The 24018-nt window shown below is 30.1% G+C and carries 24 protein-coding genes and 1 tRNA gene; 15 read left to right on the forward strand and 10 right to left on the reverse strand.

The window, feature by feature from the left end; translation table 11 throughout:
* Nucleotides 1-13 precede the first annotated feature (13 nt).
* The 3 genes from M3P09_RS13700 to M3P09_RS13710 all read left to right on the forward strand — a co-directional run bounded on the left by M3P09_RS13700 (nucleotide 14) and on the right by M3P09_RS13710 (nucleotide 4875).
* Nucleotides 14-568 carry a hypothetical protein gene (locus M3P09_RS13700; RefSeq protein WP_249973571.1) on the forward strand — a complete coding sequence of 185 codons (555 nt, stop codon included), beginning with the start codon at nucleotides 14-16 and terminating at the stop codon, nucleotides 566-568.
* Nucleotides 569-777: 209 nt separating this feature from the next.
* Entirely contained in the window at nucleotides 778-1332 is a 555-nt protein-coding gene (locus tag M3P09_RS13705) for an OsmC family protein (RefSeq protein ID WP_099564060.1), read from the forward strand.
* 84 nt (nucleotides 1333-1416) lie between these two features.
* Nucleotides 1417-4875 carry a 4Fe-4S binding protein gene (locus M3P09_RS13710; protein ID WP_249973572.1) on the forward strand — a complete coding sequence of 1153 codons (3459 nt, stop codon included), beginning with the start codon at nucleotides 1417-1419 and terminating at the stop codon, nucleotides 4873-4875.
* On the opposite strand, the gene M3P09_RS13715 is transcribed toward M3P09_RS13710, so the two are convergent.
* Complete coding sequence (locus tag M3P09_RS13715; RefSeq protein WP_249973573.1) at nucleotides 4870-5709, reverse strand: universal stress protein; 840 nt, start codon at nucleotides 5707-5709, stop codon at nucleotides 4870-4872. The two genes, M3P09_RS13710 and M3P09_RS13715, sit on opposite strands and share 6 nt — an antisense overlap.
* A gap of 185 nt (nucleotides 5710-5894) precedes the next feature.
* On the opposite strand from M3P09_RS13715, the gene M3P09_RS13720 reads away from it, so the two are divergent.
* From M3P09_RS13720 to M3P09_RS13740, 5 genes are all read left to right on the forward strand, one after another.
* On the forward strand, nucleotides 5895-6662 hold the full coding sequence (locus M3P09_RS13720) for a DUF3108 domain-containing protein (protein WP_249973574.1): 768 nt from the start codon (nucleotides 5895-5897) through the stop codon (nucleotides 6660-6662).
* Nucleotides 6663-6676: 14 nt separating this feature from the next.
* Complete coding sequence (locus M3P09_RS13725; RefSeq protein WP_099564056.1) at nucleotides 6677-7033, forward strand: FUSC family protein; 357 nt, start codon at nucleotides 6677-6679, stop codon at nucleotides 7031-7033.
* 131 nt (nucleotides 7034-7164) lie between these two features.
* Nucleotides 7165-8217, forward strand: coding sequence for a M28 family peptidase (locus M3P09_RS13730; protein ID WP_249973575.1), 1053 nt, complete (start codon nucleotides 7165-7167; stop codon nucleotides 8215-8217).
* A gap of 68 nt (nucleotides 8218-8285) precedes the next feature.
* Nucleotides 8286-9296 carry a M28 family metallopeptidase gene (locus M3P09_RS13735; protein ID WP_249973576.1) on the forward strand — a complete coding sequence of 337 codons (1011 nt, stop codon included), beginning with the start codon at nucleotides 8286-8288 and terminating at the stop codon, nucleotides 9294-9296.
* A 31-nt stretch (nucleotides 9297-9327) separates the two neighbouring features.
* Nucleotides 9328-9804: a VOC family protein gene (locus M3P09_RS13740; RefSeq protein ID WP_099564053.1), complete on the forward strand. Its 477-nt coding sequence runs from the start codon at nucleotides 9328-9330 to the stop codon at nucleotides 9802-9804.
* 54 nt (nucleotides 9805-9858) lie between these two features.
* On the opposite strand, the gene M3P09_RS13745 is transcribed toward M3P09_RS13740, so the two are convergent.
* Together M3P09_RS13745 and bshB1 are read right to left on the reverse strand one after the other, a co-directional pair.
* Nucleotides 9859-9934, reverse strand: a tRNA-His gene (locus tag M3P09_RS13745).
* An 88-nt stretch (nucleotides 9935-10022) separates the two neighbouring features.
* Entirely contained in the window at nucleotides 10023-10739 is a 717-nt protein-coding gene (gene bshB1, locus M3P09_RS13750; RefSeq protein ID WP_249973577.1) for a bacillithiol biosynthesis deacetylase BshB1, read from the reverse strand.
* A 340-nt stretch (nucleotides 10740-11079) separates the two neighbouring features.
* Here bshB1 and M3P09_RS13755 point away from each other — a divergent pair, with 340 nt between their 5' ends.
* The 3 genes from M3P09_RS13755 to M3P09_RS13765 all read left to right on the forward strand — a co-directional run bounded on the left by M3P09_RS13755 (nucleotide 11080) and on the right by M3P09_RS13765 (nucleotide 15371).
* A complete protein-coding gene (locus tag M3P09_RS13755) occupies nucleotides 11080-12909 on the forward strand; it encodes an SLC13 family permease (RefSeq protein ID WP_249973578.1) in 1830 nt (609 codons plus the stop codon).
* Between the two features lie 43 nt (nucleotides 12910-12952).
* Nucleotides 12953-14575, forward strand: a complete 1623-nt coding sequence (gene pckA / locus M3P09_RS13760; RefSeq protein WP_249973579.1) for a phosphoenolpyruvate carboxykinase (ATP) — start codon at nucleotides 12953-12955, stop codon at nucleotides 14573-14575.
* A gap of 94 nt (nucleotides 14576-14669) precedes the next feature.
* Complete coding sequence (locus M3P09_RS13765) at nucleotides 14670-15371, forward strand: DUF2490 domain-containing protein (RefSeq protein WP_249973580.1); 702 nt, start codon at nucleotides 14670-14672, stop codon at nucleotides 15369-15371.
* Nucleotides 15372-15375: 4 nt separating this feature from the next.
* On the opposite strand, the gene rlmF is transcribed toward M3P09_RS13765, so the two are convergent.
* The 3 genes from rlmF to M3P09_RS13780 are packed head-to-tail and all read right to left on the reverse strand — an operon-like array spanning nucleotide 15376 to nucleotide 18237.
* The gene (gene rlmF / locus M3P09_RS13770) at nucleotides 15376-16269 is read right to left on the reverse strand and encodes a 23S rRNA (adenine(1618)-N(6))-methyltransferase RlmF (protein ID WP_347709814.1); all 894 of its coding nucleotides are present in this window, start codon (nucleotides 16267-16269) and stop codon (nucleotides 15376-15378) included.
* Nucleotides 16266-16817, reverse strand: a complete 552-nt coding sequence (locus M3P09_RS13775; protein WP_249973582.1) for a hypothetical protein — start codon at nucleotides 16815-16817, stop codon at nucleotides 16266-16268. The genes rlmF and M3P09_RS13775 overlap by 4 nt, the downstream gene beginning before the upstream one ends.
* Nucleotides 16818-16830: 13 nt before the next feature.
* Nucleotides 16831-18237: an MATE family efflux transporter gene (locus M3P09_RS13780; RefSeq protein ID WP_249973583.1), complete on the reverse strand. Its 1407-nt coding sequence runs from the start codon at nucleotides 18235-18237 to the stop codon at nucleotides 16831-16833.
* A 196-nt stretch (nucleotides 18238-18433) separates the two neighbouring features.
* On the opposite strand from M3P09_RS13780, the gene M3P09_RS13785 reads away from it, so the two are divergent.
* Complete coding sequence (locus M3P09_RS13785) at nucleotides 18434-19090, forward strand: HAD family hydrolase (protein ID WP_249973584.1); 657 nt, start codon at nucleotides 18434-18436, stop codon at nucleotides 19088-19090.
* Between the two features lie 9 nt (nucleotides 19091-19099).
* Here the strand turns inward: M3P09_RS13785 and M3P09_RS13790 are convergent, their stop codons facing one another.
* Both M3P09_RS13790 and mscL read right to left on the reverse strand, forming a co-directional pair.
* Nucleotides 19100-19246 (reverse strand): hypothetical protein, encoded by a 147-nt coding sequence (locus tag M3P09_RS13790; RefSeq protein ID WP_199099661.1) that lies wholly within the window; start codon nucleotides 19244-19246, stop codon nucleotides 19100-19102.
* 9 nt (nucleotides 19247-19255) lie between these two features.
* Nucleotides 19256-19699 carry a large conductance mechanosensitive channel protein MscL gene (gene mscL / locus M3P09_RS13795; RefSeq protein ID WP_099564046.1) on the reverse strand — a complete coding sequence of 148 codons (444 nt, stop codon included), beginning with the start codon at nucleotides 19697-19699 and terminating at the stop codon, nucleotides 19256-19258.
* A 223-nt stretch (nucleotides 19700-19922) separates the two neighbouring features.
* Here mscL and M3P09_RS13800 point away from each other — a divergent pair, with 223 nt between their 5' ends.
* Complete coding sequence (locus M3P09_RS13800; RefSeq protein ID WP_249973585.1) at nucleotides 19923-20525, forward strand: transcriptional regulator; 603 nt, start codon at nucleotides 19923-19925, stop codon at nucleotides 20523-20525.
* On the forward strand, nucleotides 20519-21238 hold the full coding sequence (locus tag M3P09_RS13805) for a DUF3307 domain-containing protein (protein ID WP_249973586.1): 720 nt from the start codon (nucleotides 20519-20521) through the stop codon (nucleotides 21236-21238). The genes M3P09_RS13800 and M3P09_RS13805 overlap by 7 nt, the downstream gene beginning before the upstream one ends.
* Nucleotides 21239-21288: 50 nt before the next feature.
* Here the strand turns inward: M3P09_RS13805 and M3P09_RS13810 are convergent, their stop codons facing one another.
* A complete protein-coding gene (locus M3P09_RS13810) occupies nucleotides 21289-22407 on the reverse strand; it encodes a DUF2911 domain-containing protein (RefSeq protein WP_099564043.1) in 1119 nt (372 codons plus the stop codon).
* Nucleotides 22408-22556: 149 nt separating this feature from the next.
* Here M3P09_RS13810 and M3P09_RS13815 point away from each other — a divergent pair, with 149 nt between their 5' ends.
* Nucleotides 22557-23552 carry a helix-turn-helix domain-containing protein gene (locus tag M3P09_RS13815; RefSeq protein ID WP_249973587.1) on the forward strand — a complete coding sequence of 332 codons (996 nt, stop codon included), beginning with the start codon at nucleotides 22557-22559 and terminating at the stop codon, nucleotides 23550-23552.
* 22 nt (nucleotides 23553-23574) lie between these two features.
* Here the strand turns inward: M3P09_RS13815 and M3P09_RS13820 are convergent, their stop codons facing one another.
* Nucleotides 23575-24018, reverse strand: a complete 444-nt coding sequence (locus M3P09_RS13820; RefSeq protein ID WP_249973588.1) for a DinB family protein — start codon at nucleotides 24016-24018, stop codon at nucleotides 23575-23577.

Consider the following 24018-nt stretch of genomic DNA (forward strand, 5'->3'; position numbering starts at 1 on the left):
AACACAATATATTATGAGAACTTTAATTTTATCAATAGTATGCTTACTTACTTTAAATAAGTTAGTTGCACAGCAAAGTAATCTTGCCTTTTTAGACACAAATACAATTGAAACTGAAAACTTAGTATCAAACAATTACACACCTGCTCTAACTAGACCAAACTCTATTTATTTAAAAGAACATTACGAAACCTCGTTTTCTCGTATTGTTAAACAATGGAGAAAAAGGATAGTTAATTATATTTTAAAAGATGTTTCTGTTTTTGATAACTCAGAAAAAGCAACTTATCGCATCATATTTAAAAACAAGCAGGTGAATATAATAGCGAATTATGACAACAATGGTAAAATCTTATCAACGAATGAAGCTTATAAAAACATAAAAATTCCATTTGAATTAAGAAGGAAAATATCTAAAGCTCATCCTAACTACGCTTATCTTAAAAACTCTTACCATGTAACATATAGTAATGAAAATGGAATTGAAAAAGAGTATTACAAGATCCAAATTGGAAAAGGAAACAAGGAAGTAACATTAAAATATAATGAAAACTTCAAATCTATATAAAAGCTTGAAAAGAATATCTGTATCAAATCTAACTTACGATATTTCGCAACTACTTTAACGATATTTCGTTATTTAACGAATTATCATGATAACTTAAAATAACAAAAAACAAATTAAATAATTGATTATCAATAAGTTAATGTGTTTGGCATGCCAAATGCATCATACCAATCAAACAATAATGTTTAACAATTTAAAAATTAGAAAAAATGATTACAACAGCAAATGTAAAAAACGGAGTAAACGTAGACCAATTAGTAGAAACTATTGGGGCAGTTCAACAAAACCCTGAATTAGCAAAATTCAAATTCAGATCTAAAAACAATTGGATTAATGGTGGACATTGTGTGTCTAGTATTAAAAGTTTTTATGGTGTTGGAGCAGAAGACACATCTCGTGAAGAAACATTCACAATGGAATGTGACCATCCAAATGTATTATTAGGAAACGATTTAGCTCCAACACCTCCAGAAGTTGTGTTACACGCTTTAGGTTCTTGTTTAACTGCAGCAATGACTTACCATGCAGCGGCTAATGGGATTGACATTGAAAGCGCTTCTTCGTCTTTAGAAGGCGGATGTGATTTACACGGATTTTTAGGATTAGACCCTGAAGTTCGTATGGGATTTGATGGTATCAAATTCAAATTAAATGTAAAGTCAGATGCTTCAGCAGAACAACTTGAAAATTTAGCTAAGTTTTCTCCAGTATTCGACATGATTACAAACCCTACTCCTGTTTCTATAGAGATTGTAAAAGAGTAGTAAACATTAAAAAAATGGCTACTCAAAATATTGTAGAAGTAGCCATTTTTTTATCTCTTCAAAACAAATTTTCAACACCAACAAATGAAAACTTCAAAATATCACATAGTAAATGCTAACCAAGCAGTGGCTCACATAGCATACAAAACTAACGAGGTATTTCCTATTTATCCCATTACTCCAGCATCAGAAATGAGCGAACTAGTTGAACAATGGAGTGCACAAAGCAAAGAAAACATTTTTAAAAATACACCTACAATTTTTCAAATGCAAAGTGAGGCCGGAGTTGCAGGAGCTATGCATGGCGCCATACAAACAGGAGCCTTATCATCAACTTTTACAGCATCACAAGGCTTATTATTAATGCTTCCAAATATGTATAAAATGGCTGGCGAATTAACTCCAAATGTTATTCATGTAGCCACTAGAAGTATTGCTACTCATGCTCTTTCTGTTTTTGGAGACCATAGCGATATCATGGCTGTAAGGCAATCTGGATATGCCCTATTGGGTAGTGCATCAGTACAAGAGGCTCAAGATTTCGCTCTAATTGCCCAAGCTGCATCTTTACACTCAAAAATTCCTTTTGTACATTTCTTTGATGGTTTTAGAACATCTCACGAAATCAATAAAATTGAATCTCTGTCTGATGATACTATAAAAGAAATGATAGATTATAATCATATTAAAAATCATATTAATAATGCACTAAATCCAAATAGCCCTGTTATAAGAGGAACATCGCAAGGTGCTGATGTATTCTTTCAAAGCCGTGAAGCTATTAATCCATTTTATAATGCTTGTCCAGAGATTGTTCAAAAAAAAATGAATCATTTTGCTAAATTGACAGGAAGACAGTACAAATTGTTTGATTATGTCGGGCATAATGAAGCTGAACATATAATTATTTCAATGGCATCTTCAACAGAAACTATTGAAAAAACCATCATTCATTTAAACAATAATGGAGAAAAGTATGGCTTAATAAAGGTTAGATTGTTTAGACCCTTTAGTACAAAACATCTTATTTCTGCATTACCAAGGTCAGTAAAGTCTATAGCTGTTTTAGATAAAACTAAAGAACCTGGAGCTTCAGGAGAACCTTTATACTTAGATGTATTACAATCAATTACAGAAGCTTTTCAAAATAGCAAAATTAAATCATTTCCAAGAATAATTGGAGGACGTTATGGTTTAGCTTCAAAAGAATTTACACCAAATATGGTTTATGCCATCTTTAAAAATTTAAAAGAAAGCCAACCTAAAAACAATTTTTCAATTGGTATAAATGACGAGGTAACTCATTTAAGTTTAGACTATTCAGAAAACATTTTAATCAAAGAAAACACATCTCAAGAAGTTATTTTCTATCAAGATAAAAACACAAAAACAAACAATAGTTTTACTAATACTTTAAAACACATTGGAAATAACAACAACTTTGTTCAAGGGTATATACAATGTGATTATAAAAAATCCAATGCATTAAACACTGCACATTTACGCATAAGTAATATTCCAATAAAAGCTCCATATTTAATTGATAAAGCAGATTTTATTGGTTGCCAAAATACTCGCTTTACTTTAAACGACAATACACTAAACATCTTAAAACCTGAAGGTACGCTTTTGGTAAATACTTCATTAACATCTAAAGCATTTTGGAAATCATTATCGGCTAACAATCAACATCAAATTATAGAAAAAAACATTAATTTATTAATAGTGAATATTAATGAATTAGTTGAAAATAATATACTAAGACAAAAATCAATTTCTGAATTACACGCTTGTTTTTTAGCTTTAAACGAAGGCAAAAAATTCAACGAGTTAAATGAATATATTTATAAAGTTGCCCCTCTTGTTAAATACAATGAAGAAACTATTGAAATACATGAAGATACCGAATTTTCAAAAACGCTATTAGGACGTTTATTAAATAATAAAGGAAATGATATTCCAGTGAGTTTATTACCTGCTGATGGAACTTATCAGACAGGAACTTCAAAATATAATACTATTCAACTCGGGAATGAATTACCAGAATGGGACACAGAGTCTTGCACTCAATGTGGTGCCTGTAGCACAGCTTGCCCACAAGCAGCACTGCGAATTAAAGTTTTTAACGATAGTTATTTAAATGATGCTTCATTAGAATTTAAAACAGTTAAATCTATAGAAAGTGATTGGGAAGTGGACTTGCTTAATTATACCATTCAAATAAACCCAGAACAATGTAATAGTTGTAATAATTGTATTGATGCTTGTTCTGTAAAGGCATTAACAATGGTTAATAAAGAAGAAATAATAAAAACTGAAAAACATAATTGGAATTATTTTAAAAATATTCCAGAATTAAATAGAAATAAAATTGACTCGTCAAAATTGAGTCAACAGCAATTACAAGAGCCTTTATTTAAATATTCAAGTGGTGTTGAAGGTTGTGGTGAGGCTCCTTATTTAAAACTGATGTCACAATTGTTTGGGGATAGACTTTTAGTTGCAAATGCAACGGGCGCCAGTTCAATATTTGGAGGAGCTTTGCCAACAACGCCTTGGAGCAAAAATGATAAAGGACATGGTCCAGCATGGTCTAATTCTTTATTTGAAGACAATGCCGAATTTGGTCTAGGATACCGCCTATCAATTGATAATAAAGAGCAGCAAGCTAAAACTTTAATTAAAAGTTTAATGCCTCAATTAGATTTCGATTTAGTTATAGATATACTAAATTCAAATCAAAACACTGAAATTGAAATTAATTACCAACGGAAAAGGGTTGAAAGATTAAAAACCGCTCTAAAAAATATTAATACTCCAGATGCCAAATCACTTATTGATATAAGTGATAATCTAATCAAAAAAAGTGTTTGGATAGTAGGTGGTGATGGTTGGGCTTACGACATTGGTTTTGGTGGGCTAGATCATGTTCTAGCATCCGGAAAAAATGTAAATATTTTAGTATTAGATAACGAAGTTTATGACAATACTGGAGGGCAAGCATCAAAAGCTACACCTTTTGGAGCCCAAGCAAAGTTTGCTTTTAATGGAAAACAAAAGCAGAAAAAGGATTTAGGCTTTTTAGCTATAAACTACGATAATGTTTATGTAGCATCTGTAGCTATAGGGGCCAATCAAGAGCAAACATTAAAAGCATTTAATGAAGCTGAAAGCTTTGATGGTCCATCAATAATATTGGCATATTCGCATAGTGATTCGCATGGTATAGACATGAAGCATCCTAGTAAATACCATAAGGCTGCAATTAATTCTGGACAATGGTTGTTGTACAGAAATGATCCAAGACTAATAGAAAAAGATCTTAATAGTTTTCAGCTAGATTCTGAAATTCCTTCAATAAAAATTGAGGATTATTTAAAAATGGAAAAACGCTTCTCTAAACTATTTAAAAAAAATAAAGAAGAGTTTAAACACTTAGTACTTCAAATTCAAAGACAAATTGATAATCGTTTTAATAAGTATTTGCTTCTTACATCAACAAAAGATTCAAAAAAATCTGAATTAAATAAAAACATTTTATGAGTGTTGCATAACTAAAAAAGGAATATCAATATTAAATGCAAATGTTTCTACGTTGTGTCTTATAAATAAACGCTCTAAAAACGAGTGCTTTTTATTCATCATGGCAAGTATTTTAATCTCGTTGTGCTCAATATATTTATACACAGCATTAAACATATCATTACTTATCGTATCAATAAACTCATGCTTTGCATCGTTATAATAGGTGTTAAAAAAGTCCATATTATCATAAGCATTATAAGCTAGATGATGTTGATCTGCAAGATGTAAGATATCAAGTTTTGAGTTTCCTAAAGCCATTATTTCTTTCAATGGTTTAAATTCATTTTTATTAAATTGTTTAGAATTTGAAGTTGCAAAAACAATTTTACTAATACTATCAAACTTACAACCATCAGGTATTGCAAGCACAGGCATATTACAGCGTTGTATGACACGAACCGTATTACTCCCAAAAATTACTTTACTCAAACCAGAAGCTCCCCTTGTGCCCATAACTATTAAATCTACACTATGCTTTTTTGAAACTTGATTTATAGAATCAATAAAATTATCGTAATCTACAACTGATGTAAAATGATGCTTTTTATTTTTATGTTTTTTTTCTATCGTAGAAATAATATTTGAAATTGATTTTTTAGCAGCATCTATTATGGTATTATAAATGGTGGCCGAGGAAGATACTACCATCATATCGTCTGATATAAAAGCCGATGCTTTTTGTACATTAAGTATATAAAAATGGCATTCAACATCCTTAAATAATTCTATAGCATAATTAATAGCGTTTATGGAATTTATAGAAAAATCTGTAGGAAGTAGTATAGTTTTCATGACATTATAAAATAATTTACAACGTAAATATATTATGAGCATTAAAAAAAAACTATGACAAATATCAGTTGTAATATATATTAAGCCTTAAACAAATAAAAAAATTAGCATAATATTATAAAGCATTGTATTTTTCGGCATAATAAATGTTTGATAAATTGTTATAAACATAAAAAAATCGCAATATGATTTACAAGTTTTTTGTTGCTCTTTTTCTAATATCATCAAGTATTAATTCTCAAAACAATGCTATAGCCGCAGGTGAAAAACTTACTTATACCGCTGCTTATAATATGTCGGGTATTTTAACCGATTTAGCAGAAGTTACTATGGAAACCAGTAATGTTAAAACTTCTAAGGCTACCTTATTAAGATTAAAATGCAAAGCAGTTACATATAGTAAGTGGGATAATTTTTTTAAAATTAGAGACTTATACGAAAGCTATGTAAATCCAAAAACATTAACACCATATTTATACAAACGCGATATAAATGAAGGAAGTTATTATAAATACATGAAATATACATTTAGCCATAAAACTAAAACGGTTAAATCTCAATTAAAAAAGAAAAACAATTATGAAGAAAACAAAAGTATTACAATAAACCCTGGAACAAAAGATATTGTTTCTACGCTATATAAAGTAAGATTATTTGATTACAAAAACATGTCGGTTGGTACAAGTAAATCGTTTACTATTATTTTTGATAGAAAAGAATTTAAAGGGCAAATAAAATACTTAGGAAAAGAAACAATAAATACGGCCATTGGAAAAAAAACATGTTATAAACTAGCAATTGGATCAAGTCAAACAAATGTTTTAAAAGGAAAAAACAGTAATTTTTTATGGTTAACTGCCGATGAAAATAAAATTCCAGTATATGGTAAATTTAAAATACCAGTGGGTAATGGCGAATTAAAAATAAAATCTGCAACAGGGTTAAAACATTAAAACACGCATTAAAGATGAAAAAAATATTTACAATTTTAGCAATAATAGCTTCAATTTTAGCAATTATATTATCTGTTTTACCAGCTTCAAATCTTGCTATAATACCTGCCATTTTAGCGCTTATTTGTGGATTAATCGCTTTTTATCTTTCAAAAAAGAGTGGTGAGATCAAAAAAATTATTCAATTCACTTTCTTTTTAACTATTATAGCTTTGGCAATTACCACATATAAATCAATATTTAATACTGTAGAAGTAGCAAATACAGAAGACTTAGAGAAAAAAGAAGCTAAATCTGAAGAAGAAGCTATTGAAGAGCTGAACGAGTTAGATATGGATGAAATTGAGATTGAAGATATTAGCATAGAATAGTAAGCTTTTTCTTCATTTATTATATATTTGCAGCTAATTTAAAAATGAAACGAACATACTAAAGTTTTCTCGCCTCAAGAGAATGATTAATTGTAAGTTACATGTGACTCTCAAAAAACAGCTATTAACACATGAAAACTTTTTATATTTTATTTGCGTTTACACTTGTTGGTACTTGCGCAACAACTAAATATACTACAAAAATTAAAAACCTTAAAGCTAGCATTAAGCTAGTAGACAGCACCCTTATTTTAAATTATGCTAATAACATATCTGCAAAAGAATTAAGCACACATTTATATAAATTTTCGTCAGATGAATTTTTGGGCAGAAAAGTTGGTGAAGCTGGTCAAAAAAAAGCTGCTGATTTTTTAAAAAACTATTATCAAAACCAACAAATAGAATCGCCATATGGTGGTTCAAACTATTACCAAACCATTCCAGAAAGCTTTTTTTCAAAAGGTATTAAATCTTCAGAAAATGTTTTAGCATATATCAAAGGTTCTGAAAAGCCAGAAGAAGTTATTATTATTTCTGCTCACCTTGATCATCTTGGAGTTTCAGAAAATGGTGAAATAAATAATGGTGCAGATGATGATGGGTCTGGAACAGTAGCAATTATGGAAATTGCTCAAGCATTTAATTTGGCAAAAAAAGATGGTTATACACCAAAAAGAAGTTTATTATTCCTTCATTTAACTGCTGAAGAAATTGGCAAACAAGGGTCAGAGTATTATACAAAATATCCTGTTTTTCCTTTAGAAAATACCGTGACCGATCTTAACATTGATATGATTGGTAGAGTCGATGATGCCCATATAAATAACAAAAATTATATTTATTTAATAGGTTCAGACAGAATTAGTAAAGAATTGCACTACACCTCAGAAAAAATTAATAATTCATACTTTAATATCAATATAGATTATAGATATAATGTAGAAGGTGAAAAAAATCATTATTATACAAGATCTGATCATTATAACTTCGCAAAGCATAACATTCCAGTTATTTTTTACTTTAATGGTGAGCATGATGACTACCATCAAGTTAGTGACACGCCTGATAAAATAGATTACCAATTATTAGAAAAACGTGCTAAACTCATTTTTGCAACAGCTTGGCAATTAGCCAACCAAGAACATCGTATTACCAAAGATGATGAAAATGAGTTCTTAAAATAAGCATAAATCTCAATTATATTTATCAGCTTTTTTGTAATATAGTCACATAAAACAAACACGCTAATACAATGAAAAAATTAAGCTTTCTTTTTTGTGCAATTATTTTGATAACGTCTTGCCGTTCTTCTCAGAATAAAAATGCAAAAAAAGATGTTACTGACTACGCAAAAACAATTACTGAGAGTGAATTAAAAGAAATGCTTTACACCTATGCTTCAGATGAATTTGAAGGTAGAAGGACAGGCGAACCAGGACAAAAAAAAGCTATCGAGTTTATTAAAAAACATTATGTAGATAATAAAATACCTTCTCCAATTACTGAAGGAGATTATTTTCAAGAAGTTCCAGAATCGTTTTTTAATGGACAAGCCAAGGCTTCAGAAAATGTTGTAGCATTTATAAAAGGCTCAGAAAAGCCAAATGAGATTATTGTAGTATCTGCACATTTAGATCATATAGGGGTTTCATCAAATGGAGGAATAAACAATGGAGCAGATGATGATGGTTCTGGTACAATAGCCATTTTAGAAATTGCAGAAGCTTTTAAAATGGCAGAAGAAGATGGTAACGGGCCAAAGCGCTCAATTCTTTTTCTGCATGTAACAGGTGAGGAAATTGGTTTATTTGGTTCGCGCTATTATACAGATGTTGATCCTATTTTTCCGTTAGAAAATACAGTAGCGAATTTAAATATTGATATGATTGGTCGTGTTGACCCTAAACATGAAGGTGATGAAAATTATTTGTACTTAATAGGTTCAGATAAATTGAGTAAAGAGCTACACAATATATCTGAAGAAATTAATAAAAAATATACAAATTTAGAATTTGACTATACTTATAATGATGAAAACGATCCAAATCGTTTTTATTATAGATCAGATCATTACAATTTTGCAAAAAACAATATCCCTGTTATCTTTTATTTTAATGGCACTCACGCAGATTATCACAGACCTTCTGATACTCCTGATAAAATAAATTACGGGTTTTTAGAAACACGCTCCCGTTTAATATTTCATACGGCTTGGGAATTGGCAAATCGAGAAGAAAGAATTAAGGTAGATAAAAACACATAAGCTGAAATACTGAAGGAAAACCAATAAAACAATGAAAAATATTTTATTCATACTCTTTCTTGTTTTTACTTCATCAGTAAGTAATTCACAAAATGATTCGCTACCTCCACCTGAAGCATACTTTTCTGCAATAATAGTAAGTGACATTGAATCTTCCATTAAGTGGTATTCAAATATTTTTGGCTTCAAAGTTTTAAAAAGTGTAGAATCTAAGGAAAGAGGTTTTAAACAAGCTAACCTTAAACGAGAAAATACCCTAATTGAGTTAATAGAATTAAATTCATCAGTAACTCCAGAAAGCTTATTAGAAAGCTATCCTAAAAAAACGAAAATTAATGGCTTCTTTAAATTTGGTTTTTTGATATCTGAGTTTGATAAATGGGTAAACTTTTTAAAGCAATCTAAAGTTCAATTTAATGGAACTGTAGTTATAGATCCCATATCTGGAAAAAAAACGTTACTTGTTAAAGATCCAGATGGTAACAGAATACAATTATTTGAGAAATAAAACAGATAAAAAACAAAAAAGGCCTTTCAATAAATTGAAAGGCTTTTTACTTTTGGGTGGAAGACCGGATTCGAACCGGCGACCCTTGGTACCACAAACCAATGCTCTAACCAACTGAGCTACAACCACCATGTAACTTGCATTTTGTAATGCGTGTGCAAATGTAAATTATTTACTATTTACCGCAAAGCATTTCTTTATTTTTTTAAGAATAATTTTTATTTTAAATCAAACAAACTATCTACTGCTATATAGCGTTCAACAGTAAAGCCTTCAGCATATTCAACACCTACTAAACGTCCTAAATCTCTTGCTCTATATTTAATACTATCAGTAAAATTTTTACTTGATATTGGTGTTTCTGGCTCCTTACTTGTTTTATCATAAAACTGCGTTTTATAAGCTAATACAGCTTTCATTTTTACATCTATAAAATCTGAAACGTCAACAGTTAAATCAGGTTCTAAATTTTTCCACTGTATATAATGATACACTTGTTTTGGTCTCCATTTATTTTGTGGTTCATTATCAACAGAAGTTTCTATTTTTATCAATCCACTTAAAAAACAAGCATCACTTACTAATTTACTACCTTTTCCATGGTCAATATGTCTATCATCAACTGCATTACAAATCACAATTTCTGGTTTGTATTTGCGAATCAACTTAATTACTTCCAATTGATGTTTCATATCATTAACAAAAAAGCCATCAGCAAACCCTAGGTTTTCTCTAACAGAAACTCCTAAAATCTTTGCTGCTGCTTTAGATTCATCATTTCTAGTTTTTTCTGTACCACGGGTTCCTAACTCTCCCCTTGTTAAATCTATAATACCAACTTTTTTTCCGTTAGCAATTTCTTTTGCTATGGTTCCTCCGCAACCTAATTCAATATCATCAGGATGCGCTCCAAAAGCAAGAATATCTAATTTCATACACGGTTTATTATTCGTAAAAGCCAAATTTAGCTTTTAAATCCTATTATTTTTTAGTTTTTCAATCAATTATTTAAAATCGGTTAACCCTAATTATTCAAAAAAAATTAGAAAATCCATAAAACTCAGTATTACGAAAACGTCTTCGTTAAAACTATTTATCGATTTCGATTGATAAATATAATAATAATTGAAAAATAGCTGCTACCAGCAAAGCATGACATTAGTCATAATTATTAAGAGTTATAGATGGTAACTTTATTCTATAATAAAAACAACATACCTCTTTATTTAATTTAAAGATATATAAGGTTAAGAATTACAAGATATGATTTATTTAATGCTCTTCATATTAATTATTACAATTGGTCTTTTTGCTTGGGGAAAATTTACTCCAGATATAGTAGCACTAATATCCATGATAAGTTTGTTTATAACTGGTATTCTAGATGTAACTGAAACATTAAGCGGTTTTAGTAACCCAACTGTTATTATGATTGCTGCTCTTTTTATTATTGGAGAAGGTATAGCACAAACAGGTTGGACAGCAATGGCTGGTAAAAAATTTGTGGAGTGGGCTGGAAAAAGTGTCCCTAAACTATTAGTTATTGTAACACTAGGTGCTGGTGTACTATCTGGTTTTGTAAGTAATACAGGTACAGTGGCTACATTAACACCTTTAACTATATCATCAGCTTGGAGTATTGGTACTTTACCCTCAAAAATGTTAATGCCTGTTGCTTTTGGATCTAATACTGGTGGTTTATTAACTTTAACAGGAACACCCCCAAATATTATAGCAAATAACGCTTTAATAGATGCTGGTTTTGAAGGGTTTTCATTCTTTGAATTTGCGCTAATTGGTTTACCTCTTCTTTTAATAGCACTCTTATATTTTAGGTTTATAGGCTATAAACTTTTACCAAAAAACAAAACTAATAACAAGCCAATAAATATTGAAACCACATTACATAATTGGATTGAAGCTTATAAAATTGATAGTGGCTATTACAGGTTGCGTATTCGAAATTTATCGCCATTAATTAACACGAAATTAGAAGACTGGGATTTTGAAAAAAATTATAACGTTTCTATTATTCGATTAAAAAGAAGGCATCCAAACATTCTAAAAGGAATACATGATTTTGAAGAATTCCCTAGTACATCAACAGAGTTAAGGTATCATGATGTTATTACCGTAAAAGGAGATACTGGAGCCATTAACAGATTAATGATAAAATTCAGACTTGGCTTATTACCTCTCGAGCCTATTACAGATGAATTAAAAAACAACCTTATTAATCAAGAAGTTGGGATGACTGAAGTTATTGTAAACCCAAATTCAATATTAGTAGGAAGGCGTTATAAATTAGGTGATTACTTTAAACGTTATGGAATTCAACTATTAGCAGCCTCAAGAAACAACAAACCCCTAAAAGAAAAAGAAATTATTGTAAAAGCAGGAGATGCTTTTTTAATAAGAGGAACATGGGAACATATAGACGATTTAAAAAAACAACACGAAAACTTAGTAATAATTGGTAGCCCTGAAGGCATGGCAAAAAATGTTGAGAACTTAAGTGCTAAATCTTATATAGCCTTAGCATCATTAATACTTATGATTGTTTTTATGATATTTAAAATTGTTCCAGGTGCTATTGCTGCTTTAATTTCTGCTGGTATTGTTTTACTAACTGGTTGTGTACCAATTTCAAAAGCTTATAAAGGTATTAGCTGGACGAGTGTAGTTATGATAGCCGCAATGATACCAATGGGAATTGCATTGCAAAAAACAGGAACCGCACAAATTATTGCAAACGGATTAGTTGATTACCTAGGTGCAATTCATCCTATTTTACTATTAGGAGGCGTGTTTTTGCTAACAACAACATTTAGTCAAATAATAAACAATTCTGCAACAGCAGTATTAATGGCACCAATAGTTATACTAGCGGCAAACTCGTTAAGCTTATCGCCTGCTCCATTTATGATAGTGGTTGCTATAAGTGCATCAACTGCATTTTTAACACCAATAGGAACAACAACAAATGCAATGGTAATGACAGCTGGTGGTTACAAATTCATGAACTACATGAAAGTAGGAGCCCCATTACTCTTAGCTTTTTTTATAATATCAATGATACTTGTGCCAATAATATGGCCATTTTAAATAAGCAATTAAACATTAAATAGGAACCTTAAAACTTAATAAAATGGAAACAACAACAAAGAATCCCGATTTAAAACAATACGGGTTAAAAGATGTAAATGTACATTGGAATTTATCTCCTGAAGAATTACAAAAAATCACAGTTGATAAAGGGTTAGGAAAAGAAACAGCAAACGGAACACTTGCTATTAATACCGGAAAATTCACTGGTCGTTCACCTCAAGATCGTTTTCTTGTAAAAGATGATTATACCTCTGATAAAGTTTGGTGGGGAAAAACTAACAAACCCGTTTCTCCTGAAAATTTTGATAAGCTTAAAAATGAAATTGTTAACTATTTATCCGGAAAAGAAATTTATGCTAGAGATGGTTATGTTTGTGCAGACCCTGAATACAGAACAAATATTAGAACTATAACTGAATTGCCATGGTCTAACATGTTTATTTACAATATGTTTTTAAGACCTAGCAAAAAAGAATTAGAAAACTTTAAAGAAGATTGGCTAATTCTTTGTGCACCAGGATACGAATGTCCAGACCCTAAAGCTTATGGTATACGTCAAGGAAACTTCTCAATACTAAACTTTACCCAAAAAATAGCTTTAGTAGGGGGCTCTGCGTATACTGGCGAAATGAAAAAAGGTATTTTTTCTGCACTAAATATGATTTTACCAACAGAACATAATGTATTACCAATGCACTGTTCTGCTAATGTTGGAAAAAAAGGCGATACTGCTATTTTTTTCGGGTTATCAGGTACAGGAAAAACTACTTTATCTGCAGACCCAGACAGAAAGTTAATTGGTGATGATGAGCACGGTTGGACTGCAGATAATACAATCTTTAACTTTGAAGGCGGATGCTATGCAAAAGCTATAGATTTATCTGAAGAAAAAGAACCTGAAATTTTCAAAGCTGTTAAACCTGGAGCAATACTTGAGAATATTATATTTAAAGATAATGGTGAACCAGATTATGAAGATAGTAGCATTACACAAAATACTCGTGTTAGTTATCCTATTTACCATATAGATAACATCCAAGAGACTCTATATGCAAACAATCCTAAAAACATTTTCTTTTTAACTTGCGACGCTTTTGGTGTACTGCCCCCTGTATCAAAGCTTACTCCTGGTCAAGCTGCATACCACTTTATTTCAGGCTATACAGCTAAAGTTGCAGGAACAGAAGCTGGTATTAATGAACCTGTACCATCATTTTCTGCTTGTTTTGGCGAGCCATTTATGCCATTACACCCAACAGTATATGGCGAAATGCTAAGTAAAAAAATGACTGAAGCTGGTGTTAATGTTTGGCTAATTAATACAGGATGGAGCGCAGGACCTTATGGTGTTGGATCTCGTATAAAATTGAAGTATACAAGAGCTATGATTACTGCAATTTTAAATGGAGATTTAGATGATGTAGATTACGATCAAAACTTTATTTTCGGATTATATATGCCTAAATACTGCCCAGGTGTTCCAACAGAAATTTTAGACCCAATGAACACATGGCTACAAAAAGGAGCCTACGTAGGTAAAGCTATCCAATTAGCTCATTCATTCCACTTAAACTTTGAAAAATTTGCACATCAAGCATCTACACAAATTATTGAAGGTGGGCCATTAATTGATGAACATCATCACTTACACGAACACTTTTAATAGGTTCTTATTAACCATAAGAGGAGCTCTAAGGAGCTCCTCTTATATTGTCAAAATATTTATGATTTACAACTAAGAAATCAATCATAATCACATGTGTTTAGAAGCAATAAAGAAAAGAGTATTACAGTTAAGTTTGTTATTTGTCTTTTATAATAGTTACGCTCAATTAACACCAGAAGACAAATTGGGTATTTGGTACGACATAGGCATTAACCAGAGAATCTCAGAGAAAACCAGTATTGATACTTATGCACAAATATGGTTATATGAGTTAAATGAAAACTTCAACTTCTTTTTATTTAAAATGGGATACAATTATCATTTTAACCCTAAATTAAAAGCTACCATTTATTTGGGGTATTCAGATTTTGATGACAATATAAATATCAGTTCTCCACACACTTATGAAAAACGTATAACGGAACAAATTATATTTAAGCATAAAATAAGCAGCATACCTTTTGATCATAGATTCAGAATTGAGCATCGCTTTTTTAGAAAGCATGTTTCTAAGTCAAAAGCAGCGAGGTTACGCTATCGCTTCGGCACTAAATTTAGTATAAGCAATGTTTTATTTATTCGTTTACATAATGAGCTTTTATTAACTCCTAAATCGAGTAGCACTCCAGAAAACAGATTCTATACTGGCTTGGGTGTAAATATTTCCAAATCTAACAACATACAACTGGGATATATGAATAGAAATACATCTAACAAGGCAAATTTACATCGATTACAAGTTGGGGTGTTTTTTAAAACAGACTTTAGAAAAAAGAAAAAAAGAGCTGAGTAATACCCTATTTATTTAGAAAAGTCCATACTACGATACGAGATATTTTGTTGCCTTGTCCCATATTTATAGTTTTAATATCGGTTGCTCCCAGCTTTTTTAAAGAACTATAAATTCCTTTTATCAAATCTTTTTTAGATACTAATGTAGTAAACCAAATACATTGTTCTTTAAATAAAGAGCTTTCATATAAATAATTATGAATAAAGGCTTTTTCCCCTCCTTTATACCACAATTCATTTTGTGATCCTGCAAAATTCCTAACAGGCTCAACTTCTTCTCCTTTATTTAAGCCTTTTAACTTTTTTGTAGTGGCTTCTAAAGCTTCTTCTTCAGATTTATAAAATGGAGGATTACACATTGATACCGAAAATTTATCTTCAGCCTTTATAATGCCTTTAAATATTTGTGTTGAATCATTTTGAAGTCTTAAAGAAATATAACTGGTTAATTTATTTTGATTAATGATTTTTTGAGCATGTTCTAAAGATAATTTATCAATATCTGATCCAACAAACTTCCAATTATATTCAGCTTGTCCCAAAATAGGATAAATACAACTTGCCCCAGTTCCAATGTCTAAAACATTGATATTCTCATTTAAACTTGAAGCTTTAAGTAAATCTGCCAAATAATGAACATAATCAACCCTGCCAGGAATTGGCGGACACAAATTGGCATTAGGAAACTCCCAAAAACGAACATTATAATGTTTAAACAAAAGCGCTTTATTAAGTGCTTTTACAGCTTTTGGGTTTGCAAAGTCAATAGTTTTAGTTTCATATTTGTTTATAAATACAAAAGGAATTAAATCTGGATAGACTTCGCACAAAGTATCTAAATCGTATCCAGATTTGTGTTTATTTTTTAAGTTAAATTTTGGATTTGTTTTGATAGCTATAAATTTAAATCTTCTAGTTCGTCTCTAATAATCTTTGTTTTGTTCTTTCTTTGTTTTTTAATTCTTTCAGATTTATTTTTTGCATCATAACTATTTTTATCAGAATCAAAATGCATAAAATTTTCTGTAAATTCTGAACCTTGTTTTATCATTAATCCATTATATGGACAATCTTCGTATCCACAATTATGTTTTGAATAGTCTCCAAAGTTTCTGTGCCTTATTTTCTTCTTAGATAATATCTTTTCTTGATTCGTTTTTATATCATCCCAAATTTTTCTTTCATCAGCAACAGTCAACTCTTCTCCTAAAACAATTAAATTAAAATACGTTAAAGGGTCTTTCAATTGATAAAAATTAAAAGTTTTTTCAAATAAGCGATTCGCATAATCTCTAATTTCAATCTTTTCAACTAGGTTTAATTTATCATTTTCACAAATCGATCTATACAACCCTAAAGTATTAAAATCTGTATACTTTTTATTATTATCTATGTAATAGATGTATTCAGATTTATTTAGCTTATTAAATTGTCTTCCTATTTTCATTCTTTAATTTATATTAAACCTCCACCCTTTTCCAAGCTCCTTTTTTAAACCATATAATTGCTATAACTGCTATTAAAACTTCGGCTAAAGTAATAGCCCAAAATACTCCCGATGGTCCAAAATCTAATGTAATTGCCATAACATAAGCAAATGGTAGCTGTAACAACCAGAAACATACAAAGTTTATATAAGTAGGTGTTTTAGTATCGCCCGCACCATTAAATGCATTAATAACTACCATGCCATAACCATAAAAAATGTAACCAGCAGCTATTACACGTAAACACAAACTACCATACTTAACAACATCTGGCGTAGCATTAAATAATACAATAATTTGTGGTGCAAATACTAAATAAATAACTGATACAAGTCCCATAAAAATGGCAGAATATTTTCCTGTTTTCCAAACCGATTTTTCAGCACGTTCTGGCTTTTTAGCACCTAAGTTTTGCCCAACTAAGGTAGCCGCTGCATTACTCATTCCCCATGCAGGCATAAGCGTAAACATCATTACACGAATGGCAATAGTATAACCTGCTAAAACTTCGCTACCAAACTCACTCATAATACGCATTAAAAACACCCAAGATGATGTTCCAATTAAAAACTGACCTATTCCACCTAATGATACTTTTATTAAATTAATCATTACACCAACTTGTAACACTAAATCTTTAACTGCTATTTTTATTTTACTAAATCCGTAAAACAAAATAATTAATTGAAATAATACTGCAGTACCACGACCAATAGTTGTTGCAATTGCAGCGCCTTCAACACCATAAGCTGGAACAGGCCCAAAACCAAAAATAAATATAGGGTCTAAAATAATGTTTAACCCGTTTGATAAAATTAACGTCCACATAGCTACCGATGCATCGCCAGCACCTCTAAAAATGGCATTAATTAAAAAGAGCAGCATAATGGTTATGTTACCCCCTAAAAGTACTTTGGTGTACCCGTAACCTTCAGCAATAAGATCGGGCTCAGCCCCCATAAGGCTTAATATTTCTTTTGGATATATTATGCCAATAACACTAATAATTGCAGCTACAAATACTCCTAAAAATATAACTTGAACCGCCGCAGTTGATGCGCCTTTTATGTCAGTTTCTCCAACGCGTCTTGCTACAACTGCAGTTGCTGCCATACTTAATCCAATGGCTACAGCGTATACCAATGTAATAACCGACTCGGTTAAACCAATAGTAGCAACAGCATTTACACTAACTTGCGATACGTACATGATATCTACTATTGCAAAAATAGATTCCATGAGCATTTCTAAAATCATAGGAATAGAAAGCATAAAAACTGCCTTTCTAATACTACCTGTGGTAAACTCTTGCTCTTTGCCTGTTACAGCTATTTTAAAATATTGAATGAATTGTTTTAAAGAAATTTTGTTTGATTGCATTTTTAAAAATATAAAATATAGACTTAACTAAATACAGGAGTATCTAGCTTTTTTTTAGTTCGAGAATATCTCGATACAGCTACGGAAGTCGAATTATACAATCATAAGACCACAAATATGACAAATTAATTTAAAACTACAAAATGTGTTTGGGGAATTACTATTGAAACATATATCTTCGCCAAAAATTTTTGATATGCTAAAAGCTGTTATTTTCGATATGGATGGTGTTATTGTTGATAGCGAACCTTTACACCACAAGGCTTATCATCGCATGTTTAAAGAAGTAAATATTAATGTATCTGATGTGCTTTATCAATCTTACACAGGGCAAGCAACGCTACCAATTTGTCAACACCTACAAAAAACGTTTAACCTTAATCAATCACCAGAAGAGTTAGTATCTATAAAACGCAAACATTTTAAATATTTATTTGATAATGATGATAGCTTCAAATTAATTGATGGTGTTTTAGAATTGATAAAAGATTATCATAACAACGGATTAAAACTAGTATTAGCATCTTCAGCTTCGATGCCAAATATAAATAGGATTTTTACTCGTTTTGAGCTCGACAAATATTTTGTTTCTAAACTTAGTGGTGCCGATTTAAAAGCCTCGAAACCTCATCCAGAAATTTTTATAAATGCAGCTAAAGCTTCAGGTTTTGAAAAAGAGGAATGTATTGTTATTGAAGATTCTACTAATGGTATAAAGGCAGCTAATGCAGCGAATATTTTTTGTATTGCTTTTGATAGTGCACATTCAAAAAACCAAGATTACACTACTGCAAACAAAGTAATTACCGAGTTTAATGAGATTCGATTTGATGAAATTAAAACGTTCTTATAGAAAACTACTTTATTGCTCTTTAGTTTTTTTAATAATAGCTTTCAATCGCTCCTTTCTTAATGCCTCTTCTCGCTTTTTTTTATTCTTTTTTTGAGTCATTAACTTAGAGTGCTTCGCTTTATTTTTTGTGTTTTTTTCTCGTCCTGCTTTTGACATATTTCGAATTTAACTTTTAGATTTTAACAAAGCGTTTTGTTCTTCCATTAAGTCGGTTAACTTAGAAAGTAATTCTATATCTTTTGGTGTAGCAACTGTAGTGTCTTTTGTGTCTTGAGATTTTTTACGTAATTTATTCATAAACTTAACTACTATAAATACTGTAAACCCTATAATAATAAAATCTAAAAAAGCTTCACCTAAAGCGCCATAACCAATAGCAACTTCATCTGTAATAATTTTTCCATCTAAATCTAATAAAGCATCTTTAAGTATAATACGTTTATCATTAAAGTTTACACCTCCTGTTAACAATGATAATGGCGGCAAGAACACTTTTTTAACCATGATATCAATTACCTTATTAAATGCTGCTCCTACTATAATACCAATTGCCATATCCATCATATTACCTTTTACAGCAAACTCTTTAAACTCTTTAAATAATTTCATTTTTTCTCTTTTAAAAATTATGAAGCAAAGGTATTTGTTTATAAACTGAGTTCAAAAAACAAAAAATTGTTTACACATATAGAATGCTTTAATTATTGCCTTTTTAACTGATATTTTTAATTATTATCCTTTTAACTAATATTTTAAATTATTAGCTTTTTAACTAATATTTTTGTTTTCTTGATTAAAAATTAATACATTTGATTATATCTTTTACCAAACTATGACTAGTATAATAACAGGTGATATAATAAATTCTAAAAAGAGCTCTCCAAAGAAATGGTTAGATTCGCTTAAAACTATTTTAAATAGTTATGGCAATTCACCTTTAGCATGGGAAATATATAGGGGTGATAGTTTTCAATTAGAAGTCAATCCAAAGCAGGCTTTAGAAGCTTGCTTGTTAATTAAAGCAACTGTAAAACAATTTGAAAAAATTGATGTAAGACTAGCCATTGGTATAGGAGAAAAAACATATTCTTCTGAAAGAATTACAGAATCTAATGGAAGTGCTTTTATAAATTCTGGAGAATGTTTTGAATCGCTAAAAAAAACAACTCTTGCTATAAAATCTCCTTTTGAAACTTTTGATAAGCCAATGAATATTATGCTAGATTTAGCATTATTAACCATGAATAACTGGACAGCAACAACTGCTATATTAATTAAGGCAGTACTAGAAAAGCCAGAATTAAACCAAGTGCAACTTGCAAATTATTTTGGTAAAACCCAAGGCAATATTAGCCAAGGTCTTAAACGTGCTGGATTTGATGAAATCTCAAAACTACTGCAACACTACAAAACCCAAATACAAACCTTATGCTAACCTTATTTATTAAATTAATATTAGCCCATTTTATTGGCGATTTTTTATTGCAACCTCAAAAATGGGTAATTCATAAAGAAACTCACAAACACAAATCAAAGTTTTTATACTGGCATATTTTAGTGCATTTGTGTGCTTTAATTTTGGTGCTACAAATCGATTTTAAGTATTGGCTAGGTATATTGATTATTATCATTTCACATTATATTATTGATATTATAAAGTTAAACTTAAAATCTTTGCTTAATAACAGGCTTCTTTTTGGTTTAGACCAATTAGCACATTTAATAATGATTGCTTTAGTTGTTAGTATCTACGAACCATATGATTTTAGTATAGATACACTTTATAATCCTAAATTTTTATTATTAGTTACAAGTATATTAGGTGTTACAGTAGTGTCGTCAATAATAATGAGAACCATTATATCTAAATGGTATTTAAAAGAAGACAGTAATGATGAATCCTTAGAAAATGCAGGTTCTTATATTGGTATGCTAGAACGCTTATTTGTATTCGCCTTTATAATTACGCAACATTGGGAAGGTATTGGTTTTTTATTAGCGGCAAAATCGGTATTTCGTTTTGGAGATTTATCAAAAGCAAAAGATCGAAAATTAACAGAATATATTCTTATAGGTAGCTTATTAAGTTTTGGTTTGGCTATTTTATTTGGAATTGGCTATGAATATGTTTTAGCATTAATTGAATAAAAGCCAATTTAAAAACATCGATTTTATTTTTAGGTTATTAGTATAATTGACTAACCAACAGGAATCTTATATGACTTGCTTTTAAATTCACTAATAATTTGTTTTATTCTATTTTTTCTAACATCTGGAGCCAATGATAGCGATTTTTCAGCAGCTTTAATAGCCTCCTTTTGATTACCTAAAAAGTAATGAGAAACTCCTTTATTTAAATGTATAGACCATGTTTTAGAGAAATCTTTTAAATGCATATTAGAAAAATCTAAGGCTCTACCATACAATTTATTTACATTTAAAACCTGAGCAAAATAACTAGCTTCCCAGTCCTGCTTTATTATTTCTGATGCATCGTTAATAGTCTCATCTAAGTCTTCAACTTTATTCAATTTAACTAATAAGTTAATTTTAGTCACTAGGTTTCTAATGTCTTTATGAGCAGCAAAACCGCCATACCCTCCATTTATAGAATGGTTAACCCAAACAAGAGCTTCCTCCAGATTTGTGTTATGATTTAAGCACCAACGGGCAGCATCATTCCAAGCTTGCCAATGGTATGTATTAATGCCTCGTAATTCACTTCTAAAACTTTCTACAACAGTTTTATTTAAATCTACTTCAACTTTAAATGGAATACGCTTTTCTCCCCATTCTAGGCCAATCATTAATCCATTTTCAGTTCTATTTAAAAATTCAAAATCTAATTGCTCAGATTTTTCACAAGCGATAGATTTTACCATTACTTTTAAAGAAACATCCTCATCAATATTTAAGTAATAACTCCCCCATTGGTTATAATTATGCGCAAACAATAATGTATACATATCATTCTCAGGAATGACATAAAAAGCATAAGTTCCAGCCTTTAGTAATTTCCCTTCAATTGTAACATCAGTGGTAAAATTAATTGTGGTAGCCATATCCGCCCCTGCTCTCCACGGAAATGGCTTACCTTTTTGGGGTATAATATTAGGATTACTCCATACATCTCTACCTCGTAGACTAGGGCTACTATAATTAATTGTGATTTTTGTAACACCTAGTTTTTGACTTTCTACTACTTTAGGACTTGCTTTTGGAAAATTTAATGTGTGAAATTGACCAAATGATGTCATTGAAATAAATAATGCCATTACTAAATAAAAGTTCTTCTTTGTCATAAAGTAGTTAGTCATAACTGTTCGTTTTTTAATTGATTAGAGCAAAACTATAAGTCTATGAAGCTTTTTTTGTTCTGATTCTAGAAATATGGAGATGTTTTAAGGGGATTTTAACAAAATGAACTAACTTTATTTTGATATTTGTGTAAAAACATAAAACATTAATGGAAATAGCCTTAACTATCTTTTCTAGTATTTCGGTAGCAACATGTATTTTTTTGATATTATATTTTCTATTTATTAGAAAAGAAAACCCATTTCATGATATTATTTTGGGTTTATTCTTTCTTGCTATAGCTTTAAGAATTTCAAAGTCTATCATTTATTATGTTTTTTCAGGTATAGATACAATTGGTGTAGCATTGGGTTTTCTTGGTTTTTCTTCTATAGGTCCTTTACTATTATTATACTTTAAAAACTCTATAATGAAAAGTGGTTTTAGTACTAAACACATGCTTCATTTTGCTTACCCAATTTTAGGTTTTATTCTCATAAACCTAATAAATGGATATGATGGCAAATTTTATTTGTCAGCGCTGTTAAGTATGTCTTTATATACTATATATATAGGTCCTAAATTCCTTTTTAACAAAAATTATGTTGAATTAATAACCATATGGCACAAAACACTTTTTTACGCTATAATAGCGTTAATTGGTGCTTTTACATTTCAACATTGGGGAGGGTCTATGCTATACTATACAATAGGTACGGCAATAGCTTCTCTAATAATATATATACTATTTTTTTATGCGTTAAAATCTCCTGTTTTAATAAAAAAAACAAATAGAATAATTGTTTCTGAAAAGCAAATAAATCAAGTAGTGAAGGCTCTGGAAGTTGACAAATCTTACTTAGAACCTGCTATAACTCTAGTGAAGTTTTCTGAAACAATTGATTTACCTACGTATATTATTTCGAAGGTTACTAAAAGTGTTTACAACAAGTCCTTCCCAGAAACAATTAATAGCTTTAGAATAAAAGATATAAAGGATAAATTAATAGACCCAAAATACAAGAACGATAAAATTGAAAACTTAGCATTTGATTCTGGGTTTAAAACACCCTCAGCTTTTTATAGTGCTTTTAAAAAAGAAACTCAAAAAACTCCAAGAGAATATCAAAAAATGATTATTGATGATATTACTGAAGCGAACTAAACTATGTTTTTATAAAATTAAATCAATCAATTATTTGATTTAAATGATGTTCTAAATGATTTACATAATCTTCCATTAAAAATTTCAAATCAGAGACATTTCCATCTACTAAAATAATTTCATAGTTCAGAGTTTCAGAAGTTTGAATTTTTATTAAATGGAGGATTTGATCATTGATAGATTTCCATAAAGTCAAAATGGCCTTAGAATCTATATTTTGGTAATCGTTAGATTTTACCAGTTTATTTTGATTATATGTTCGAATTTTATATGGTTTACTCTCAAATTGAATCTCTGTAAAACGCTGAAGGTTATTAATACCAGAATCTACCAGATGTCCTAATATTTCTTTTTTAGACCATTTTTCAGGAGAAATATTATGAGACATTCCAGCCTCAGAATATCTGGAAATACTTTCGAATCCAGAATCTAATAATAGCTTTAACTTATCATTTAAATCAGCCAT

Origin of the sequence: Jejuia spongiicola, assembly GCF_023502325.1 — a bacterium.
GTDB classification, from domain to species: domain Bacteria; phylum Bacteroidota; class Bacteroidia; order Flavobacteriales; family Flavobacteriaceae; genus Wocania_A; species Wocania_A spongiicola.

Coding starts and splice junctions, on each gene's coding strand:
- M3P09_RS13700 (WP_249973571.1), top strand. CDS start 14: ATGAGAACTTTAATTTTATCAATAGTATGCTTACTTACTTTAAATAAG.
- M3P09_RS13725 (WP_099564056.1), top strand. CDS start 6,677: ATGAAAAAAATATTTACAATTTTAGCAATAATAGCTTCAATTTTAGCA.
- M3P09_RS13780 (WP_249973583.1), bottom strand. CDS start 18,237: ATGCAATCAAACAAAATTTCTTTAAAACAATTCATTCAATATTTTAAA.
- M3P09_RS13735 (WP_249973576.1), top strand. CDS start 8,286: ATGAAAAAATTAAGCTTTCTTTTTTGTGCAATTATTTTGATAACGTCT.
- M3P09_RS13820 (WP_249973588.1), bottom strand. CDS start 24,018: ATGGCTGATTTAAATGATAAGTTAAAGCTATTATTAGATTCTGGATTC.
- M3P09_RS13765 (WP_249973580.1), top strand. CDS start 14,670: ATGTGTTTAGAAGCAATAAAGAAAAGAGTATTACAGTTAAGTTTGTTA.
- M3P09_RS13730 (WP_249973575.1), top strand. CDS start 7,165: ATGAAAACTTTTTATATTTTATTTGCGTTTACACTTGTTGGTACTTGC.
- M3P09_RS13755 (WP_249973578.1), top strand. CDS start 11,080: ATGCTCTTCATATTAATTATTACAATTGGTCTTTTTGCTTGGGGAAAA.
- M3P09_RS13740 (WP_099564053.1), top strand. CDS start 9,328: ATGAAAAATATTTTATTCATACTCTTTCTTGTTTTTACTTCATCAGTA.
- M3P09_RS13800 (WP_249973585.1), top strand. CDS start 19,923: ATGACTAGTATAATAACAGGTGATATAATAAATTCTAAAAAGAGCTCT.
- M3P09_RS13705 (WP_099564060.1), top strand. CDS start 778: ATGATTACAACAGCAAATGTAAAAAACGGAGTAAACGTAGACCAATTA.
- M3P09_RS13715 (WP_249973573.1), bottom strand. CDS start 5,709: ATGAAAACTATACTACTTCCTACAGATTTTTCTATAAATTCCATAAAC.
- M3P09_RS13805 (WP_249973586.1), top strand. CDS start 20,519: ATGCTAACCTTATTTATTAAATTAATATTAGCCCATTTTATTGGCGAT.
- M3P09_RS13810 (WP_099564043.1), bottom strand. CDS start 22,407: ATGACTAACTACTTTATGACAAAGAAGAACTTTTATTTAGTAATGGCA.
- M3P09_RS13815 (WP_249973587.1), top strand. CDS start 22,557: ATGGAAATAGCCTTAACTATCTTTTCTAGTATTTCGGTAGCAACATGT.
- pckA (WP_249973579.1), top strand. CDS start 12,953: ATGGAAACAACAACAAAGAATCCCGATTTAAAACAATACGGGTTAAAA.
- M3P09_RS13710 (WP_249973572.1), top strand. CDS start 1,417: ATGAAAACTTCAAAATATCACATAGTAAATGCTAACCAAGCAGTGGCT.
- bshB1 (WP_249973577.1), bottom strand. CDS start 10,739: ATGAAATTAGATATTCTTGCTTTTGGAGCGCATCCTGATGATATTGAA.
- M3P09_RS13785 (WP_249973584.1), top strand. CDS start 18,434: ATGCTAAAAGCTGTTATTTTCGATATGGATGGTGTTATTGTTGATAGC.
- mscL (WP_099564046.1), bottom strand. CDS start 19,699: ATGAAATTATTTAAAGAGTTTAAAGAGTTTGCTGTAAAAGGTAATATG.
- M3P09_RS13775 (WP_249973582.1), bottom strand. CDS start 16,817: ATGAAAATAGGAAGACAATTTAATAAGCTAAATAAATCTGAATACATC.
- M3P09_RS13720 (WP_249973574.1), top strand. CDS start 5,895: ATGATTTACAAGTTTTTTGTTGCTCTTTTTCTAATATCATCAAGTATT.
- M3P09_RS13790 (WP_199099661.1), bottom strand. CDS start 19,246: ATGTCAAAAGCAGGACGAGAAAAAAACACAAAAAATAAAGCGAAGCAC.